The following is a 20,423-nucleotide window of genomic DNA, read 5'->3' as shown; positions in this document are numbered from 1 at the left end:
AAATTGATCGAAGTGATTACTCCTATAAATAATTATTATAATGATGCTAGACAAGTCTGGAATAGAGCTATTGATAAATATCCAATTGCTATAGCCTATTGTAAAACTTATGAAGATGTAAAAAAATCTATATTATTTGCTAGAAAAAATAATTTTAAAATAAGAGTTCGCTGTGGTGGTCATAATTATGAAGGTTTTTCAATAGCTGATGATGCTTTAATTATTGATATTAGCAATTTAAATAAAATACAAATAAACTATGAATGCAATACTGTTACTGTTCAAAGTGGAGCTTATTTAGGACAAGTTTATAATTTTCTTGGAGCAAGTGAATATCCATTTCCAGGTGGCTCATGTCCTACTGTTGGAATTAGTGGTGTAGTACTTGGAGGTGGATGGGGATATTCATCTAGATATTTTGGCTTAACTTGTGATAGCTTACTTGAACTCAAGATGATTGATTATAGAGGTTGTTTATTAACTGCAAATAAGAATATTAATTCTGATTTATTTTGGGCATGTAAAGGTGGTGGCGGTGGAAATTTTGGTATAGTAGTATCAATGACATTTAAACTTCCTCCTAAGGTAGATAAAGTAACTATTTTTAATATTTACTACACTAACCCAAGTAAAGATACTCAACTTAAATTTTTAGATACTTGGCAGAATTGGATTACTACAACTTCTAATAAAATTAATATGAAAGGTAGCATAGTCAACTCAGTAATTGATGATGTAAATATTATTTGTACAGGCCTCCTTTATGGTACACCTAAAAAATTAAATAAACTCTTAGTTCCTTTTAGTAAAATTGAGGGCTATGAGTTAAGTTATGAATATACTTCTTTTTTACAAGCTACCGAAATTATAGCTTCTGTATATCCTCGATATGAATACTTTATATCTTATGGTAGATTCGTATCAGAGACCTATTCTTATGAAACATTAAAAAACCTAATTGATTTAATTAATGAAGAAAAGCCTAGTGGTTCTATTACCACTGAATTAAACGTATATGGGCTTGGTGGACAAGTTAGTGAAATTGATAAAAAAGATACTGCTTTTTATTATAGAGATAGTAATTATATAATATTACTGGAAACCAATTTTAGAAATAATTCATATAAACAAGATAATATTAATTGGATAAATAGAAATTCTAAATATATTTATAATATTACTAGTGGTTCTTATATTAATTTCCCTTATTACCCTTTACCAAATTATCTTTATGATTATTATGGTGGGAATGTTCAAAGACTTAAATGTATAAAATTTAAATACGATCCTCTTAATGTATTTAAATTTCCACAAAGTATTAAATGAATATCCAATATGCATTTTTATAAAAAATAGTAATTCCATGTACAATTGCAACAGGTCCATTTTGTTATACAAAATGGACCTTCTCAAATTTCTCTTTAATATATTATATTAACATATTAATTTGCGCACAAATATATATGAATAACATATTTTTTTATGACTATATTTATATCTTTCTTACTCTATTATTTTGCACATATCATCACTTATAAAATCAATAATTTTATCATTATAACGTTCCCACCTATTCGTCTAGAAATAGATTTAAACCCTTTATTTATATAATACTAATCTTCCATAAAAGTTTTCCTTTATTTTTAATTTCTTTATTATAAAATACCTTATTTACTTAAGTTCCTTAAAATAAAAAACTAACTTAATACTATTTTTTTTATTTCATAGAACTTAATATGGTAATCTTATTTTAAATTCTGTTTTTTCTTTAGAACTCATAATATCTATATCCCCATTATGTAAATCTACTATTGTTTTTACAATTGCAAGCCCAAGTCCAGTTCCTTCTTTTTTATCACAAGATTTTTCTGTTCTATATAATCTTTCAAATAAATTTTTCACATCTTTCTCTTCTATTATATCTCCATAATTCACAAAACTAACTACAGCCATATTATTCTCTTTTTCTATATGTATATCTAAATATTTACCTTCACTTCCATATTTAATAGCATTAGATATTATATTCTCAAACGCTCTAGCAAGTAAAGTAGCATCTCCGTTTATTATTAATCCTGCGTCTTTTGAAAATACTCTATATTCCATACCGCTATTTTCAAACGATGGGATAAATCCAATAGCAGCTTGTTCTATTAATTGGTGTAGAGATATACTACATATATTTAATTTTACATCACTATTACTTAACTTTGTAAACTCAAAAAGCTGGTCTACTGAATTCTTTAATTCCTTTGCTTTATTTAATGAAACTTCACAATAATGGTTTAACTCATCATCATTTTTATATTTCTTCTTCTGGATTAACTCTAAAAACCCAACAACTGATGTAAGAGGTGTTCTTAAATCATGAGATAAATTTGTAATCAAATTATTCTTCTGCTTTTCCCACTGTCTTTCTTTTCTCATAAGCTCTTCTATACTATATGCCATTTTATTAACATCTGACGCTAATTCCCCTAGCTCGTCCTCTGTTCTGATAGGTATGTCTATATCCATATTTCCATTAGCTACTATATTTACATTTTGTGATATTTCTTCTATATAATCAGTAATTTTATTTATCCTTTTTATAAATATAAAACACATTAACACTATAAAAACTACAAAAATTATCATAGTAAATTCTAACATAAACAAACTATTTTTATTATATGCATTAATAAACTTCATATAAAGTCTTGGTTGGAAAATGTGTAACTCCAAAATTACTGAAAAAACTATTATAAGTGTTGATATTATTGATAATACCATTGCTATAAAAAAGTTTATAAGAATATTATATTTAATACTACGCTTCAATTTTATATCCAACTCCCCAAACTGTTTCTACTATCTTTGGCTCCTTTGGATTGTCCTCTAATTTTTCTCTTAATCTCCATATATGAGCCATGACAGTATTGTTTCCTTCAAAATATTTTTCCGTCCAAATCTCTTTATATATATCTTCAGCACTAAATACTTTCCCACCATTGCTGGCTAATAATAACAAAATTTTATATTCTGTTGGAGTTAATTTTAACTCTGTCCCAAATAAATGAACTTTATGATTTCTTTTGTTTATAGTAATACCTTTTATTTCAATAACATCTTTATTATCAAGCTGTTTATGATTTTCATTAAGATATACATATCTTCTTATTTGAGCTTTTACTCTAGCTAATAATTCCATTATGCTAAATGGTTTTACTATATAGTCATCTGCACCTGTAGATAAACCTTGTATTTTATCCATTTCTTGTCCTTTTGCACTAACCATTATAATTGGTATATTATACTCTTTTCTAATTTTCATGCAAACCTGTAACCCATCTATTCCTGGCATCATTATATCTAAAATCACAAGATGAATCTTTTCCTCATTAATTATATTAAGTGCATCTAATCCATTTGTAGCTTTAAATACTTTATAACCGTCATTTAGTAGATATATTTCCATAAGTTCAATTATTTCTGCTTCATCATCTACAATAAGTACATTAAACATACTGCTAACACTCCTATCATATAACTAATCTAAATGAAATTATATCATACTTTAAAATAATTAATGTATCATGCTATATTTTGAATCCTAAAAGGTTGAAATAATATATAAACCATATGAATGTAAAATTAATTATAGTTAATATGGTAAAATAAATTTTTTCTACTTTTCTTTCACAATTACTAATCCAAATATATATTAAAATAATTAACCCACAAATACTTAAAATAGTTGATATTATAAGAAAACATAAAAATATATAAAGTAAATATGCAAAGCTAAAATCATTAATGCTAATCATAGTCATTGCCATTATAACTGATCCAACAATTCCAGCTATATTAAGAACATTAATAACTAAGTTTATTCCCTTAATTAATTTAATACTTCTACAACTTTTGTATCCTGTTTTTTTAAATTTTCTTTTTATAAATAGAACCATTGTCCCAACTAAATTTATAAGAAACATACTAATAGCTACAATAAATATAGTTATATTAAAATTTTGTGTTTCGAAAAAATTTATCCTTTCGAAGGAGTTATGACTTACATCATTAAATGCATAAGTTACCTTGCCCTTATCATCTATCTTAAATGCAAAGTCTCCTCTACCATCTTTTCTTTTAAATACTCCATCTTCTTTCTCAACAAGAGTTGTAGTAATTTCTTCTTTAGCAGAAGTACATTCCTTAAGAGTTAATGTGCCATCTTTGTTATCTGTGATTCTCATATCCATTGAAGGATCAAACAAAAAACCAATTTTCATAATATTACTTTTTGCTATTCCATCATAACTTCTATATGTTCCTTCATATTTGCTAAAATCTTTAGATGGATTTGGTTTTATTTTGTTAAAACTATTACTTTTGTTAGGATAAAAATAATTTAAAAACTCCTCTTCAAAATTAAATGGAAGTGGATTTAAAGAATTGGTTGCCACATATATTCCTAATTTCTCTTTTGGCATTAGAAACAATGTAGTAGTACTGCCTGATGGTAATCCACCTTCATGCTTTAATATTCCTTGTCCATTTCTATTACTTCTTATAAATCCATATCCCATTCCAGGTAAACTATTATCATTTGAAAACTGCTTGTTTTTCATGGATATTGATGTTTTTTCGTTTAAAATTTTATTTTCTTGAAACACTCCATTATTCAAATGTGCTATCATAAAATTTTCCATATCTTTAACTGTTGCATTTATTCCTGAAGATCCAGAAGTATATTGATAAGCTAAAGGACTTTCATTATAAGTTCCACCTGTACCACCATATCCATAACTCTTAGTTGTATTATTATTTTTTAGTCTAACTAAACTATTTTCCATTTTCAGAGGCTCTAATATGTTTCTCTTTATATATTCTTCATAGCTAATACCAGACACCTTTTCTACAACATATCCTAAAAGGTTATATCCTTGATTACAATATCTACTAGCGGTATTAGGCTCTCTTACTACTCTAGGTATATGATTATCAAAATAATATTCCTGTGATTTTATTGATTTTTCATCCTTAGTACTACCATTAAGTTCACTAGCTTCATCAACTCCACTAGAATGAGTCAATAAATTTCTACATGTTACTGGTTCTTTATAATTATTTATAATCTTATAAGGTTTTATATATTTATCAATATTTTCATTTAAATCTATTTTTCCCTCTTCCTGTAATTGCATTACAGCTGTTGCAGTAAACAACTTACTTACAGAAGCAGCTGGAAACACAGTTTTATCTGGGTCTACCAATATTTTTTCTTTTACATCGCTATATCCATATCCTTTTTTAAATACTTCTTTACCATCTTTAACAACAACTATAGCTGCTCCTGGAACTGAATACTTCTCCATATTCTTCTTGAAAAACTTATCCATAAATTGTTGTAAATCTTCACTATTATCTGCAACAACATGTTTTTTATTAATTTCCTTTGTACCGTCTATTTGCTTGGCAAAACTATTACTGCTTAACCCTAATGTTATAAAAATAGTATTTAATAATATTGCTATAACTCTCCTTGCTTTCATCTTCATATATCCCAACTCCTTAATTATTTTACAGTTAAATTCTATACTAAAATAAATTTTTAATTTTAACTTTTTTCTTACGAAAATTTAAAATTTATTTATAGAAAATATAAAACCGTCCACTTTTAGTGCACAGTGATAAATAATTAAGAAAGCATTGAACTAAATTAGACGTTTATTATTTACTTGAGCTATATAAATAATTCTATAAATTTCAGCCTAAGTAAAAAATAAAACCAATCATAAAATGTATTTAATAAAGTTTTAAAAAAGGATGTAGAAAGTGCAGCATTAAAAATTTTTCTCAAAAGGCCATTTAGATACGAGAATGAATCGTATTGCAAAAACTGCAAACATATCTGTAGGAAATATCTATATATGCTTTAAAAACAAAAAAGATTTGTTCTATTCTGTAGTTCCTGAAAAACTTATGATTTTTTAAGAGCCTTTCTTGTTAAAAGTATTCATATTTTCAATAAGAAGCAATTTGATAAATTTAAAAGACACTCCTACCCATCGAAAGTAAGAGTGTCTTCTAGATTGATATAAAAATTAAGTTTAGATATTATGTCCTACAAAATTTTATTGGCAGTTTTATTACAAAGTTGCTACCTTCATCTAATTTACTATATACATTTATACTGCCACCATGAGCCTTGACTATTTCTCTTGATATTGTAAGGCCTATCCCAACTCCTCCGGTCTCTCTAGCCCTTGACTTATCTGTTCTATAAAATCTCTCAAATATATAGTCTTTATCTTCATCACTTATACCTATTCCGCTATCTTTTATGGATATATATACATTATCAGATTTAGTAAAACACCTAACAAATATCTCTCCTTTATCTGGAGTATACTTAATAGCATTTGAGATAATATTAATTATTACCTGGCTTATTTTATCCTTATCTATCATAATATTAATATGTTTAATATCTACTTGTAAATTTATATCTTTATCTAATAACTGCTTTTCAAAATTTGTTAAAATTGTAGTTATTACAGTCTCTAAATCTACTTCTGACTTATTTAGCCTTAGTTTACTGCCCTCACATCTTGATAAATCCTCTATGGATACAGTTAATCTATTTAATCTTTGAAGTTCATCATATATACTCTTTAACCTTTCTTGGGATGGTTCCCATAGACCATCCATTATTGCCTCAAGTTGTGCTTGCATAGTCGTTATAGGGGTTCTAAGCTCATGTGATATATCCTTCGTTAGCTCTTGTCTTATTTTTTCTTGTTTATCTAAATCTCCTGCCATCATATTTATTGATTTTATAAGTTTATTGATTTCATATATACTGTAATCTTCTTTTATGCCTTTGGAATAATTTCCTTCTGATATAAGATTTGTTGCATCTATTACCTTTAAGATAGGCTTACTGATAGCATAAGACAATAACCATCCTACTATAATAGATATAATGAAAAATAGTAGCCCTAGTATAAATAATATTCTGTCTAGCATTCTCAAAAATATAACATCTGAATCTTCATAATAAATCGGACCTATATACTCAACTTCTAATTTCCCTATTAAAGCTTCATCTTGTTTTAGGTCAAATTTATCAAATGTATTTTTAATATCTACATCTGGGCTTACTTTATTAGTATTTTCTATAATTTTATTTAAAATCTTTTCACATACAATATTATCATATTCCCTTGCATTCCATATAATATTATCATTTTTATCTTTAACTGTTATAAGCAATCCTCCAGTTATCGCATCTGTTCCTATGTTCTCAATAGCTTTCTTATCCCATGAATTATTACTGTATGCATTTGATATTTTATTTTTGATTTCCATTTTCGACTGTTGTATTTTTTCACTAGTATATATATTAAACTTCTTTTCGATACAATAATGGTTTACTATGTTTGCTAAAAATATGATACTCAATGAAAATAATATAAAAATCAAGCTTACTCTATATCTCAATTTATTAAACATTGAACCTATATCCCATACCACGAATAGTTTTTATATAGGTTGGACTTTTACTATCTTGATCTAATTTGGCTCTTATATTTTTTATATGAGTATCAATTATTCTATCATAGATACAAGTATTATCTCTACTTATATAATCCATTAACTCTTCCCTTGAAAATATTTTATTAGGATTTTTAGCCAGTATAGATAGTATTTTATATTCCGAAGCAGTTAATATAATTTCTTTGTTATTGTATTCTACTTTCTTATTAACAATATCTATGATTAATTCATTATTAAAAATTAAGTTTTTACATTGATTTCCCTTAACTCTTTTCAAAACTGCATTAACCTTCGCTACTAATTGCTTTGGACTAAATGGTTTTGTTATATAATCATCACTTCCAATTGAATATCCATTTAGTATACTATCTTCACTTGATTTAGCAGTTAGCATAATTATTGGTACTTCAGATTCTTCCCTTATGCGCTCACAGACATTTTCACCTGATATATCAGGTAACATTAAATCTAATATTAATAGATCAGGATTAAACTCACTTTGCTTTTTTAATGCCTCTATCCCACTTGTAGCCTGTATTACAGTATATCCCTCATTTTCTAAATACAATTTTATAACTTCTATTATCTTAACTTCATCATCTATAACAAGTATAGTTTCTTTCATAAAATTATACCTCCATATGAGTACTTAATTAATTATCTTATTTATATTTTCATCAAGTATTTCTTTATCAATGATTCCTACATGATCATACACTAAATTTCCTTCTTTATCTATAAATACTGTTCTTGGAATAGCATTTAATTTATATTTATTAGCTGCATCAAGCTCTATATCAAACATCACATTCATATTATATCCTTCTTCTTTCATAAATCTCTCTGCAGACCCTTTGGTTTCCCTCATTCCGTCTGTAAGATTTACCATTAGTATTTCTAAATCCTCATTATTATATTTATTTGCTGCTTCTTGAAAATATGGCATTTCATACTTACATGGAGAACACCAGCTTGCCCAGAAATTTACTACTACAGCCTTCTTCCCTTTATAATCTGATAACTTTACTTTATTATTATCTTTATCATAAACTGTAAAATCTACTGCTAGCTGAAAACTAGAATTTTCATCTGATACATTATTAATAGCTTCATTACTTTTGTAATTATTTGATAAATAGTCATATCCAAATTTAACCCCTACAAGTAAAACTAACATTATAACACTTATATATATATATCTTTTATTATTTTTCAAATTTATCACTCCTTTTATAATTTAAAATGCCAATATTGATAATAATAAGTTTAGGTAACCAGTCATCATCATTATCCCTATAATAATTAGCAGAACCCCTGATATTCTATTTATTATCTTATAATTTCTCTTTATGAATTCAAAAGTAGTTTTCAGAGAATCTATTAAAAGTGCTGATAGTATAAATGGTATTCCAAGACCTAAACTGTAGATCATTAGCATTGATGCTCCCATAAATACATTAGTGGAATTTGATGCTATCATAAGTGCTGATCCTAGAAATGGTCCTACACACGGTGTCCACCCAAATCCAAATATCATTCCAAATAATGCTGTAGACATAATAGAGGATTTTTTATGTCCTGTTGGCTTATTTATTTTAAAGCTTCTATGCAATAATTCTACATTTATTATGCCTAAATAATTCAGACCAAATATTATCATAATCGATCCTGATACTATATTTATCTCCCTCATATATGTATTAAAAATGACACCTACGGTTCCTGCTGCTACACCTAATAAGGTAAACACAAGGGTAAATCCTGCAACAAATGCTATTGAACTTATTAATGCTCTGTTTTTATAATTTTTATTATCTATATCTCCTCCTGCAAAATATGAAACGTATATTGGAATCATTGGCAATATACAAGGAGATATAAAGGTTATTATCCCTTCTAAAAATAGTAATATATAGTTCATAGTTTTCCTCCTAAATACCACATTGTAAACTTCTCATTACTTCTTCATATATTTTTTCTTTATCCGCTTTATCTAACTCATTTACAACTCTTATGCCACCAATTAATTTATTGTCCATGAGAATCCCATAATTTACACCTTCATCAAGTTTAGTGGTTAAAACAAATTCATTATTTTCCGTATAAGTCATATCCTGCTTTTCTCCATTTGACGGATTAATAAGTATTATCTTACTACCCTTATTAATATCATTAATTTTTATATTAAATTCTTCTTTAGAGTCAACCATCGTTACTATTTTATCTAAGTAACTTCCGTCATAACTCTTATTTATTTCACTACTATATACCTCATCAAATTTTTTAATATTCTCTGCTTTATTATCTGATAGGGCTTTAGGTTCATTGTTGAATATGTAAAAACCTACTGCAGTTAAAATTAGTATACTTGCTCCTAATATTGTTAAGATTTTTCCCCTCATAGCATCACTCCTTTTGCTTGATAATAAAATAATAATACCTAAATTACTTGTTGATATTATGAAGATTTAACTTATATATGATTTCAATTTCTATAATAAAATTTTTACCATGAATTAAAAATTAATAATAAGTAATGAAGAATTATGTTTAAAACTCCATTTTAGAAATTTATTCGCTCTACCCTACACAAAAAACGAAAAATCCCTACAGATGAACAATATCATCCATAGGGAAATATTCCTTTACAAACTCAAAACCACTTAATATAACAAGTTAAATTGCATTTCTAAATAATCAAACTCATTATAAATTTATATATTAAAAAAGTTAATTTTATTAAATACATATTCTTTACAAAAGCGAATCACAATAAGTAAAATCCACAAAACTTTTTAGATATATATAATTTTACATTTACAGTAACTTTTTATTACATGTTACCTAATATGTAATGATATAAAATCATATTAGGAGGATTAATATAATATATTTTTGTACGAATGGCGTCTTAACTTTGCTTAAAACTTATCGTGAGTTAATTTGTTATTTTTCTTTACATTTTTGTAGGAATGTTTCCTCATTTAAAAACTTTATATTCTGACCTTTTTTCTTTAAATCTACGGCTTTCTTAAGCTTATTGCTCATTTCTTCTCTATTCAAATCCTCTATATCCTTTGTATTTGTAACTAAGCATGTTGTCTTCTTAGTTACAGAGCTCCCAACAGTTCCATTAAGCTTTCCAACTAATATTATTGCTTCATTTCTTGTCATAGAAGCTAATCCACCTGTAAATACAACAACTTCTTCTTTAAATGCAGTAAAATTAAAGCTTTCTATTATCTTTTTATTTTCCTTTGGAGCTTGTCTATTAGATCTTTTTAAAATCCTTCCTTTAGTGGAAGATGGTTTATATCCATTTTCATTTACATATCCTAAAGTCACTCCAACTAATTTTGATATTTCATTAATATTCTTTAAATTTAATTCCTTTGATATATTAAGTAAAATATTACTACATGCCATTGCATCTGCCAGAGCATCATGATGCTGAAACTTATATCCTAAAAAATTATTCACTGTATTTAATTTTGCATTATCAATGTTACTATAAAAATTTTTAGAGAGCTTCATTGTACATATATACTCAAAACTTGGCATTTTTATATTATAAAATTCCAACGTACTTCTTAATACAGACATATCAAAGGAAGCATTATGAGCTATTACTAAATTATTATTAAAATAGCCCTTAATTTTTCCCCATATTTTATCAAATTCTAATTCGTCCTGAACCATATGCGGCCTTATTCCATGAATTCCAATATTTATTGGCATAAATCTCATTTCCTTAGGCTTTATTAAATAATGTACTTTTTCTATAATCTCTCCATCTTTCACAACAACAATCCCTATAGAGCATGGACTATTTCTTTTTTCATTAGCAGTTTCAAAATCTATAGCTACGAAATTCATTTATATTCTCCTATATTTATATTCTTGCTTAATAAACAAGCTATTCCTTTATGAATATATATTTATCTTTTTGAATATCTTAATATTACAACACCCTTATCCATAATATACTGATCTAAATGTAAATCTATTTTAGGATTACTCTCTAAAAATAAAGGTCTACCTTTGCCTAATATTGTAGGAATTATTCCAATTATATACTCATCAATAATATTTGATTTAATAAAATTATCTACAAGACCTCCGCCACCAAATAAGAAGATATCTTTACCCTCTTTTTCTTTTTCTTCTTCTATTACTTTACATATATCACCGTTTATAAAATGTATATTGCCATAGTCTTGTAATTTTTGTGAGGTTGCTACATATACTTTTTTATCATTAAAATCATTATGGAAGCTTTGGTCATAACAATTTTTTCCCATAACTACAGTATCCACATCATTTAAAAACTTATCATAATCCCATTTATCTTCAGTATCTAATTTTTCATCTCCATCTCCAACTATCCAATCAAATCCACCATCTTTTGATGCTATATATCCATCTATGCTCATTGCTAAATTTAATATTATTTTTCTTTTCATATAATCATTCCTTTTCATTTATTATTATGCATGAGATAATACTGGAAACATTAAATCTCTTGTTTTAAATGGATTATCTTTTCCCATTTTAATAAAAAGAGTAGTATCATCTTCATCTACCAAAATTTTCTCATAAGAAGAACTATTATTTGGAGTAAATCCTAGAATAACTTTCTTTGTTTCATATTTCATCATTACATTTATAATATTATCTAAATTTACTTCTTTTTTTGCAAACACATCTTGAACATATAAAATATCTTCATCAAAATCACAAATAGCCACAGTATCATAATCTTGAAGATAATAAATATTATCCTTCATAAATGATGTACAATAAAACATTATAAGAGATGGATTATTTTTCATAGAAAACTTTGATAGGGATATTGTATTACAAGCCATATTATAAACAAATTCTCTATCCCCTTCATTATCCATGGACATCTTTCTTATTTTTCCTGACTTCTTCTTTTTTATTTTGTTTATAACGTATTGATACTCATCGCACTTATCAAATCCAAACTTAGGATAAAAATCAAGAACACTGTCATTAGCAAAAAGATATATAAGATCACATTTATCCTCCCATTCTTTTATAACTCTTTCCATAAGTGCTCTACATAGCCCCTGTGCCCTATACTCTTCATCTGTCATAACTGTTCCAATTTGTACATACCTCTTTTCTTCTCCTGAAATCAAGAAATCAATGATATTTACTGAAACATTAGATACTACATTATCTCCATCTAATAAAGAATATGGTATATATTTGCCTCCCCAATATCCATCTTCATACCATTGCTTAAAATTAAAACCATAAGTTTTTTCTGTTAATGTATTAAAACTATTTCTTAAAATACTGTCATCTTTGTAATTACAAAGATAACTATATTTTTTATCATTAATTAATAAAAATTCACTCATTTTTAGTTTTTCCTTTCTTACATTCACATTATCTTCTTATATGTTATCTTAGTATTTTTTGTAAAACAACCTTAATAACTTTTACTAAATAAATGTGTTTTAATAATAAGTTTTCTCATAACTACTTATCTGCTTTTTATACCGCTTTTGCTTATTTAAAATTACGAATTGAGTCTTTTTATATTATTTTTTCACGCTTATTGCCAACATATAATCCATCTTTAATAACTCCAACATATCCAAATCCTAATCTTTCATAGTATCTATTTAGTTTAATATTTGAAGCTTGGCAGTCAAGTCTTAGGTATCTTTTATTATTATTTTTTGCAATCAATTCACAATTATTAATTAAAACAGTTCCTGCACAACAAGCATTTACAGAAGTAACTAAATTGTGAATATAGTAAGCAGAATCTTTATATTCCCAACGACTATCGTATGTATGCAAAGCAACTGCACCTACTATCTCTCTGTTCTCTTGACATTTTAAAACATATAACTCTTTTCTTGAAATGCAATTCTCAAAGTATTCACTAGGATAAGAGTTAAGATAGTCAGTTTTGTTCCATTGTTCAATGCCCTTCTCATCCATTCATTTAATGCGCAATTTAATCAACGATAAAATATCTTTTATATCATCATATTGAGCTAACTCAAAAATATATTGTTTCACATCTACTCTTTTATCCATAAAATTTCTCCTTTCAAAATTATACTTACTTTAAAAAGTTATTTGATAGACTTAATTTTATCTAAAAGACTAATATGCTTCTGCCTTTCTAAAAAACTAAATTTATATTATAGTTAATCATTACTTATAGAGATTCTCTTATATTGTGATTTTAAATATTCAATAATATCTGTCTTTTTTAGAGGTGATGAGTGTCCTAAAAAGCAGATATCAAATTCTAAACTCTCCAACATATTTATAAAATTTTGTAATTTAGCTAAATCATACTTGTAGTTATTATAAAAATCTATACTGTAAGCATCTCCTATAAATACTACTCGCTCTTTAGGTACATAGACTATAACAGAATCTTCTGAATGAGGTGCAACAACATTTTTTAAAATAACCTTTAATCCTCCTAAATTTATTTCTAAATCATTTTTAAAAACTACATCAGCAGGTATAACCTTTATATCTTGAAGGTTTTTATATTCTTTACGAATATTCGTATCCGCAAATTCAATATCTTCTCCAGTTAAAAGACGTTGTTTCATTGCTTCGTCTGTCCATTGCCATTTCGACATAATCTTTAATCTTTCATTAGTTATTTCACATGCTATTACTTTTCCTGTAACTGCATTCATACCGTAAGTATGATCCCAATGCCAATGAGTAATAGCTACATAATCAGGTAATCTTAAATTTAACTTTTCTATAGAATTATTGAATTTTTCAACATGATTTTTCGAGTTTCCTGCATCCACCATTAAGGAGTACTTATCTCCTTTAATATATCCAATTAACGCTCTATCTGTTTCTTTATCATTTTCAAGAAAATAAATTCTATCTGTAACTTTTGTTAAAGTCATAAAATACACCGCCTTTATTAATATAAAATTAAAAGATCCCCCATAGATGAACAATATCATCTATGGGGGATCTTGTTTGTATAAACACCTTTTACTATATTCAAATTTAACTTAATACACAATATATATTTATCCATATTGTAATGATAGTATAAATAAACATATATATTTTTTATATGCATGTACTTATAGTTATTTTATTTTTATATAAAAGAGTTTAATGGATGATATTATTCTTAAAATGCATCATTAACTAAAGCTCCATGATGGAACTTTAAAAGCATTTCAAACTATTTACTTTTATTAATAGTTTAGTTAAGAACAACTAAAATCATCTCTTCAAATCTCCTTTTCCTATAACTATAATTTTATTTAAGTATATAATTTATTATTCTTGTCGTCAACAAATTTTTCCTTATACAATAAAATATAATGATGATATAAAACTTTTAGTCCAAGTTGAACTATATTTAGTAATTAAAAAGAAAAAAGCACGGTTTATAAATTATCCTGTATATATCATTTCGTACTATCATCTAATAAATGTAAAGACTGCTGACTAAATATCAACAGTCCTTATATTTTATCTTAAGCAATTTCTGTTTTAGAATGAGTATCTTCTACGTCAAAACTTACATCCTGTAAGTTAACAACCTTTGTTTTATGTTTCTTTTTATAGCTAAACCATAAACCAAAGAATATTGGCAATCCTATATAAGATGCTATTATTCCATTCCAGTCAATTTTGGTAGCTTCAAAGTAACTAATACCTTGTCCTAAAATAACTATTATGCATAATACTAGCGCTATTATCGGACCAAGCGGGAATAGCTTTGCTTTATAAACAAGCTTATTTAAATCACGTCCTTGAGCAACATAAGCTTTACGGAAACGATAGTGACATAACGCTATACCAACCCAGGCAATAAAGCCTGCAAGTCCTGAAGCTGCAACCAGCCACACATAAACAGTGGTTTCAGCATAAAGTCCTGTTAAGAAACAAGCTGATGCTACTAGAGTAGTTAATGCTAATGCATTTACTGGAACTCCTCTTGAATTAAGCTTTCCTAACCAGCTAGGTGCTTTTCCTTCTTTAGCCATTGCATACAGCATTCTGCTTGAAGCATACATTCCTGAGTTTCCACAGGATATTACTGAAGTTAAAATAACTGCGTTCATTAGTGATGCAGCAGCTGCAATACCAGCTTTTTCAAATACTAATGTAAATGGACTTGTATTAACTCCAGCATCTGTATAAGGTATTATTGCACTTACAACAAATATTGTTCCTAAATAAAAAACTATGATTCTCCAAAATATTGTATTGATGGCTTTAGGAATAGTTTTTTCAGGGTTTTCACTTTCACCAGCAGCTATACCAACAAGTTCTGTACCTTGAAAAGAAAAACCTGCAATTAAAAATACCATAAAAATAGATTTAGCACCTCCAACAAATGGAGCATCCTTAATAGTAAAGTTTTGGAGTCCTATTGTATGTCCACCTAATATACCTAAAATAGTAGCAGTACCTATTAATAAAAATACAATAACAGTAAATACTTTAATACCTGCAAACCAATATTCTGATTCACCATAAGCTTTTGCGGATAATAAATTAAGGCCAACTATTAATACAAGGAATAAAACACTCCAAATAATAGCTGGAACATTAGGAAACCAAAATTTCATAATTAGTGCACCAGCCACCATTTCAGCAGCGACTGTGATAGCCCAGTTATACCAGTAGTTCCAACCAAGTGCAAACCCAAATGCAGGATCTATAAATTTTGAAGCATAAGTTTCGAAAGAACCTGATACAGGCATAAAGGTTGCCATTTCTCCTAAGCTTGTCATTAGAAAGTAAACCATAACTCCTATGCAAGCATAAGCAGTAAGAGCACCACCAGGGCCTGCTTGCTTGATAGTAGCACCAAGCGCTAGGAATATTCCTGTTCCTATAGCTCCCCCCATAGCAATCATATTAAGATGTCTTGCTTGTAAACTTCTTTTAAGCTTATGTGAATTAGAATCTTTTTCTTTTGTAGTACTCATTTTTCTTCCTCCTTATTACTTTTGTTTTCCGATAGGCGAATTAACTAAGACGAGCATAAAAAAATACCCTGAGACTCTACCTCAGGGTATTAAAGCATGTATTTAGACTACAAATACATGTTAATTCCACAACGAATGATAGCTCCCCACAAATTATCTTTGTGACAGTCCTGCATATATTTTATACAAAACCAACGATACAACATTAAAGCATTAGTTGTATGCTTCGGCGAAATTTCCTTTCAAACTGCTTCACAGTGCTTATCTCCACAATTTTACTCTTAAAGTTCGCTCCTCTACCTCAGTAATTCACTTATGATTATTTAATATACACTGTATTTCTAAATAAGTAAACACATTTTTATAAAAAAATTAATAATCATATATCTATTTACAAATACTAAAAATAAAAATATTAAAAGTGCTAATATTACTATACATAATTATAAAATAGTATTGGAAAAATAATTTTTAAAGAAGTTTCCTCAAAACAAACAAATTAATATCTAAAACAAGACAAGTTCTTTAATATTTATTTGCCTTTCGTTTTAGGAAGTAGTATATTAAACTTTATGGTATTTCCTTCACATTCAGCCCATAACCTACCATTATGGATTTCCACAAGCTTTCTAGCAATTGCAAGCCCCAACCCAGATCCCTCTCTCTGCGAGCTTCTAGACTTATCAATTCTATACATTTTTTCAAAAATTAACTCCAAGTCATCCTTTTTGATATGTTCACCAATATTTTCAAAAGAAATTAATACATTTGCTTCCTTTTCCTTTATATATACTTTAAAGCTTGTATTTGGGGAACTATATTTTTGGACATTATTTATAATATTCTCTATTATTCTAACCATTTTTTTTATATCAATTTCACAATATATTTCGTTTGATTCACTTTCGAATTCAATATTTATATTCTTTTCCTTAAAAAATAACATCTGTTCACCCAGAATCTGATTTACTAATATTGCTATATTAAATTCAACCTTTTCTAAAGAAACATAATCATTTTCAATTTTAGTATATTCAAAAAGCTCCTCAATTAGATTTTTTAAATCTATGGCTTTCCTATAGGTTATATCTATATATTCACTTGTTTTTTCATAACTTTGAATCTTTTCATTCTTTAACAGATCTAAATAACCTATTATAGAAGTTAATGGGGTTCTTAAATCATGTGAAACAGCAACTATAAAATCATTTTTCTCCTTCTCAATTTTCTTCTCCCTTTCATAATTATCTTTGAGCTTATTAGACATTACATTTATGCTACTTGCAAGTTCTGAAAACTCATCATCTCCATTAATATCAAGATCATCTACATACTGAATTTCTGATATTCTCCTTAATTTCAAAATCATATAATTTAAATACTGAACCCATTCATTTACAATAGATAAAATAACTAGAATACATGTTACAATTACTACAATAATAAATCCTAGAGAAACCGTATTATATATTCTAGCGAATTTTTTTGGATCCATATTACCATAACCTAATAAATAGCTCTCTATAAATTTTCTCATAATATTAAGAAGCACCATACTTGCAATAAAAACTATGCCTACTATAAAAATAAGCCTTAAACCTATTTTACTTATAAGCAAACCCTTATTTCTTATAATCTTAATTAATGTATAAATTAAAGTTATAGTAATTATTATAGATACTAACAATAAAATTATAGTATACTTATTAATTCGTATTAAGTCATAATTTATATACACCAATACTTCTCGGTATACATTGCCTAAAAATATAATAATCACACTTAATAGAAAAGGAATTACTAATAAAAGAAGTACCTTGACATCTATTTTTTTTATTAATAAATAAGCTTTTTTTATTTTATATAGATGAATGTATATAAAAATTATAATTATTGAGATCAAAATAGGTATTAATAGCACCTTAAGATTTATAAATTTTTCAGGGTTTAAATTATCACCTCTAAACAAACTTTCATATGTATCTATAATTACAATTATTAAATTACTTATTGAAAAAATAATTAATTGAACCATTAATAGTTTTAATAAACAACTGAGTCCCGAATTCTTGTTCATATCTTATACCCAACTCCCCAAACAGTTTTTATATATTGAGGAGCCTTGGGATCAATTTCTATTTTTTGTCTTATATTTGTTATATGCACCACCACAGAAGTGTCTGATACTACAAATTTTTCCTTCCATACAGTTTCATAAAGTTTTTCCACTGAAAATACTATTCCCTTATTCCTAGCTAGACACTCTAAAATATTAAATTCCTTTGAGGTCAATTTAATATTTTCACCTCTTACATTAACCTCATGAGTATCCACATTAATAACTAAATCCTCTATTTCGATTATATTTTTGCTAATTGTTATACTATTAAATTTTTTATACCTTCTTAACTGAGCCTTTACCCTAGCTAAAAGTTCCATAGATCCAAATGGCTTTGAAATATAATCATCTGCTCCAACGGTTAACCCCTGTATTTTATCAAGTTCCTCTCCTTTAGCAGATAAAAATATTATTGGCATTGTAAATTTTTCTCTAATTTTTATACAAGTTAATATACCATCTAGCTTTGGCATCATTATATCTAGTATTACCAAATCGTAATTATAATCTCCTATTAAATTTAATGCTTCTTCTCCATTAGAAGCATTATCAACATCATAACCTTCACTTTTTAAGTAAACTTCGATTAAATTTTTTATTGTTATATCATCATCAACCACTAATATTTTTTCTTTCATAATTCTCCCCCTATGAATGCATATTGAAAAAAATAACTAGTGGCTACTTTAGTTTATTTTGTATCATAATCAGTAGCAAAATTCAGAATCTTCTTAATAAATTGAAAATTTCACTTCTTGTCTAAATATAAAATATATCAAAACCCTTGGCTTGTTATTTTCTTTCATATGCTTAATCTGCATTTGAGTACATATGCAGGTGGTAAATTTAACATTATTTTCTTAACTTTAATACTATCAAAATAACTTTTAAACAATCCTTTTTTTACTAATGAATACTGAAAAGTTATAAATTCTCCCTCAACATTCAATACTTCTTTTGTGTTATTTAATATTCTATCTGAAATATTTTTAGGCAATGATGCAAAAGGTAGCCCTGATACAATATAGTCTGCTTGACTAATATTGAAATTCTTTAAATGTTCCTTTATTTTTTCAGCTCCATCATTTATTATTTTAACATTTTTTTTATACTTATAGTTATTTAAAAGATTATTACAAAACTCTTGATTCTTTTCAAAAACAATCAATAATGTATCTTCTTTCTTTTTTGCTATTAATTTTTCTGTAAATACACCTGTACCTGGTCCATATTCTACTATACATTTAGCATTTTGAAAATCCACATTTCTAACCATCTCTTCAGCAAGCTTTTGAGAACTTGGTAATACAGCCCCTATACTTCTCGGTGATTTCACATATTGTATTAAAAATTCTATATTTCCCATACTAAACCTCCCACATTTCTCATTTACATTGAAATTAATTTGTAGGTTAAGTATAGAAAATAACTATTAAAATTTCATCGAAAAAATTCTTAAGAATCCTTAAGAATCCTTAAGGATTTTTGAATTTATAATAAGTTTTATAAATAGTTACACATAAAAATCATCTTTCTCAACCAATGATAGCTCTTCATAAATTACTTTTGTGACAATCTTGCATATATTTTACACAAAACCAACAATACAACATTAAAGCATTAATTGTATCCTTCGGCGAAATTTCCTTTGAGACTGCTACTATATTTTTAAATAAGTAATCATATTTTTTACTCTACTATTGTCTATGATTTAATCTAAAGTATGCACAACATCAAATACCACTTTTTAGTTAAACTTAATTCTTGCTTTAAATTGAACC

Annotated in this window: 19 protein-coding genes and 2 riboswitches; of the genes, 2 read left to right on the top strand and 17 right to left on the bottom strand. The window is 26.9% G+C overall.

Annotated elements, in window-relative coordinates:
- Positions 1-3 precede the first annotated feature (3 nt).
- Entirely contained in the window at positions 4-1,326 is a 1,323-nt protein-coding gene (locus ACYUDJ_RS04445; protein WP_043031020.1) for an FAD-dependent oxidoreductase, read from the top strand.
- Between the two features lie 405 nt (positions 1,327-1,731).
- On the opposite strand, the gene ACYUDJ_RS04440 is transcribed toward ACYUDJ_RS04445, so the two are convergent.
- The 3 genes from ACYUDJ_RS04440 to ACYUDJ_RS04430 all read right to left on the bottom strand — a co-directional run bounded on the left by ACYUDJ_RS04440 (position 1,732) and on the right by ACYUDJ_RS04430 (position 5,540).
- Positions 1,732-2,772 carry a sensor histidine kinase gene (locus ACYUDJ_RS04440; RefSeq protein WP_042386433.1) on the bottom strand — a complete coding sequence of 347 codons (1,041 nt, stop codon included), beginning with the start codon at positions 2,770-2,772 and terminating at the stop codon, positions 1,732-1,734.
- Positions 2,773-2,809: 37 nt separating this feature from the next.
- A complete protein-coding gene (locus tag ACYUDJ_RS04435) occupies positions 2,810-3,505 on the bottom strand; it encodes a response regulator transcription factor (RefSeq protein WP_003487647.1) in 696 nt (231 codons plus the stop codon).
- A 73-nt stretch (positions 3,506-3,578) separates the two neighbouring features.
- Positions 3,579-5,540, bottom strand: coding sequence for a serine hydrolase domain-containing protein (locus tag ACYUDJ_RS04430; protein ID WP_043031018.1), 1,962 nt, complete (start codon positions 5,538-5,540; stop codon positions 3,579-3,581).
- Positions 5,541-5,862: 322 nt separating this feature from the next.
- On the opposite strand from ACYUDJ_RS04430, the gene ACYUDJ_RS04425 reads away from it, so the two are divergent.
- Positions 5,863-5,976 (top strand): TetR family transcriptional regulator, encoded by a 114-nt coding sequence (locus ACYUDJ_RS04425; protein WP_231701381.1) that lies wholly within the window; start codon positions 5,863-5,865, stop codon positions 5,974-5,976.
- A gap of 123 nt (positions 5,977-6,099) precedes the next feature.
- Here ACYUDJ_RS04425 and ACYUDJ_RS04420 read toward each other — a convergent pair whose 3' ends face one another.
- The 14 genes from ACYUDJ_RS04420 to ACYUDJ_RS04355 all read right to left on the bottom strand — a co-directional run bounded on the left by ACYUDJ_RS04420 (position 6,100) and on the right by ACYUDJ_RS04355 (position 20,008).
- Positions 6,100-7,353, bottom strand: coding sequence for a sensor histidine kinase (locus ACYUDJ_RS04420; RefSeq protein WP_052303010.1), 1,254 nt, complete (start codon positions 7,351-7,353; stop codon positions 6,100-6,102).
- A 136-nt stretch (positions 7,354-7,489) separates the two neighbouring features.
- Positions 7,490-8,167: a response regulator transcription factor gene (locus tag ACYUDJ_RS04415; protein ID WP_003487653.1), complete on the bottom strand. Its 678-nt coding sequence runs from the start codon at positions 8,165-8,167 to the stop codon at positions 7,490-7,492.
- Between the two features lie 24 nt (positions 8,168-8,191).
- On the bottom strand, positions 8,192-8,758 hold the full coding sequence (locus tag ACYUDJ_RS04410) for a TlpA family protein disulfide reductase (RefSeq protein ID WP_042385863.1): 567 nt from the start codon (positions 8,756-8,758) through the stop codon (positions 8,192-8,194).
- A 21-nt stretch (positions 8,759-8,779) separates the two neighbouring features.
- Positions 8,780-9,463 (bottom strand): cytochrome c biogenesis CcdA family protein, encoded by a 684-nt coding sequence (locus ACYUDJ_RS04405; protein WP_043031015.1) that lies wholly within the window; start codon positions 9,461-9,463, stop codon positions 8,780-8,782.
- Positions 9,464-9,473: 10 nt separating this feature from the next.
- Positions 9,474-9,944, bottom strand: a complete 471-nt coding sequence (locus ACYUDJ_RS04400) for a hypothetical protein (RefSeq protein WP_043031013.1) — start codon at positions 9,942-9,944, stop codon at positions 9,474-9,476.
- Positions 9,945-10,488: 544 nt separating this feature from the next.
- The gene (locus ACYUDJ_RS04395; RefSeq protein WP_043031011.1) at positions 10,489-11,418 is read right to left on the bottom strand and encodes an exonuclease domain-containing protein; all 930 of its coding nucleotides are present in this window, start codon (positions 11,416-11,418) and stop codon (positions 10,489-10,491) included.
- 62 nt (positions 11,419-11,480) lie between these two features.
- A complete protein-coding gene (locus ACYUDJ_RS04390) occupies positions 11,481-12,005 on the bottom strand; it encodes a dihydrofolate reductase family protein (protein WP_003492086.1) in 525 nt (174 codons plus the stop codon).
- Between the two features lie 24 nt (positions 12,006-12,029).
- The gene (locus ACYUDJ_RS04385; protein WP_043031009.1) at positions 12,030-12,932 is read right to left on the bottom strand and encodes a GNAT family N-acetyltransferase; all 903 of its coding nucleotides are present in this window, start codon (positions 12,930-12,932) and stop codon (positions 12,030-12,032) included.
- A gap of 178 nt (positions 12,933-13,110) precedes the next feature.
- On the bottom strand, positions 13,111-13,524 hold the full coding sequence (locus tag ACYUDJ_RS04380; protein WP_003487666.1) for a GNAT family N-acetyltransferase: 414 nt from the start codon (positions 13,522-13,524) through the stop codon (positions 13,111-13,113).
- Positions 13,525-13,736: 212 nt separating this feature from the next.
- The gene (locus ACYUDJ_RS04375) at positions 13,737-14,471 is read right to left on the bottom strand and encodes an MBL fold metallo-hydrolase (protein WP_003487668.1); all 735 of its coding nucleotides are present in this window, start codon (positions 14,469-14,471) and stop codon (positions 13,737-13,739) included.
- Between the two features lie 588 nt (positions 14,472-15,059).
- Complete coding sequence (locus tag ACYUDJ_RS04370; protein WP_043031007.1) at positions 15,060-16,523, bottom strand: amino acid permease; 1,464 nt, start codon at positions 16,521-16,523, stop codon at positions 15,060-15,062.
- 131 nt (positions 16,524-16,654) lie between these two features.
- Positions 16,655-16,830: riboswitch (Lysine riboswitch) on the bottom strand.
- 225 nt (positions 16,831-17,055) lie between these two features.
- Positions 17,056-18,060 carry a HAMP domain-containing sensor histidine kinase gene (locus tag ACYUDJ_RS04365; RefSeq protein WP_158001837.1) on the bottom strand — a complete coding sequence of 335 codons (1,005 nt, stop codon included), beginning with the start codon at positions 18,058-18,060 and terminating at the stop codon, positions 17,056-17,058.
- Positions 18,061-18,596: 536 nt separating this feature from the next.
- On the bottom strand, positions 18,597-19,280 hold the full coding sequence (locus ACYUDJ_RS04360) for a response regulator transcription factor (RefSeq protein WP_003487674.1): 684 nt from the start codon (positions 19,278-19,280) through the stop codon (positions 18,597-18,599).
- A gap of 164 nt (positions 19,281-19,444) precedes the next feature.
- A complete protein-coding gene (locus ACYUDJ_RS04355; RefSeq protein WP_043031005.1) occupies positions 19,445-20,008 on the bottom strand; it encodes a class I SAM-dependent methyltransferase in 564 nt (187 codons plus the stop codon).
- 172 nt (positions 20,009-20,180) lie between these two features.
- Positions 20,181-20,347, bottom strand: a riboswitch (Lysine riboswitch).
- Positions 20,348-20,423 lie beyond the last annotated feature (76 nt).

This window comes from Clostridium sp. CTA-6, from assembly GCF_054768115.1.
Note: the sequence above shows the minus strand (reverse complement) of the source record. Positions and strands in the feature narration are given on the sequence as shown.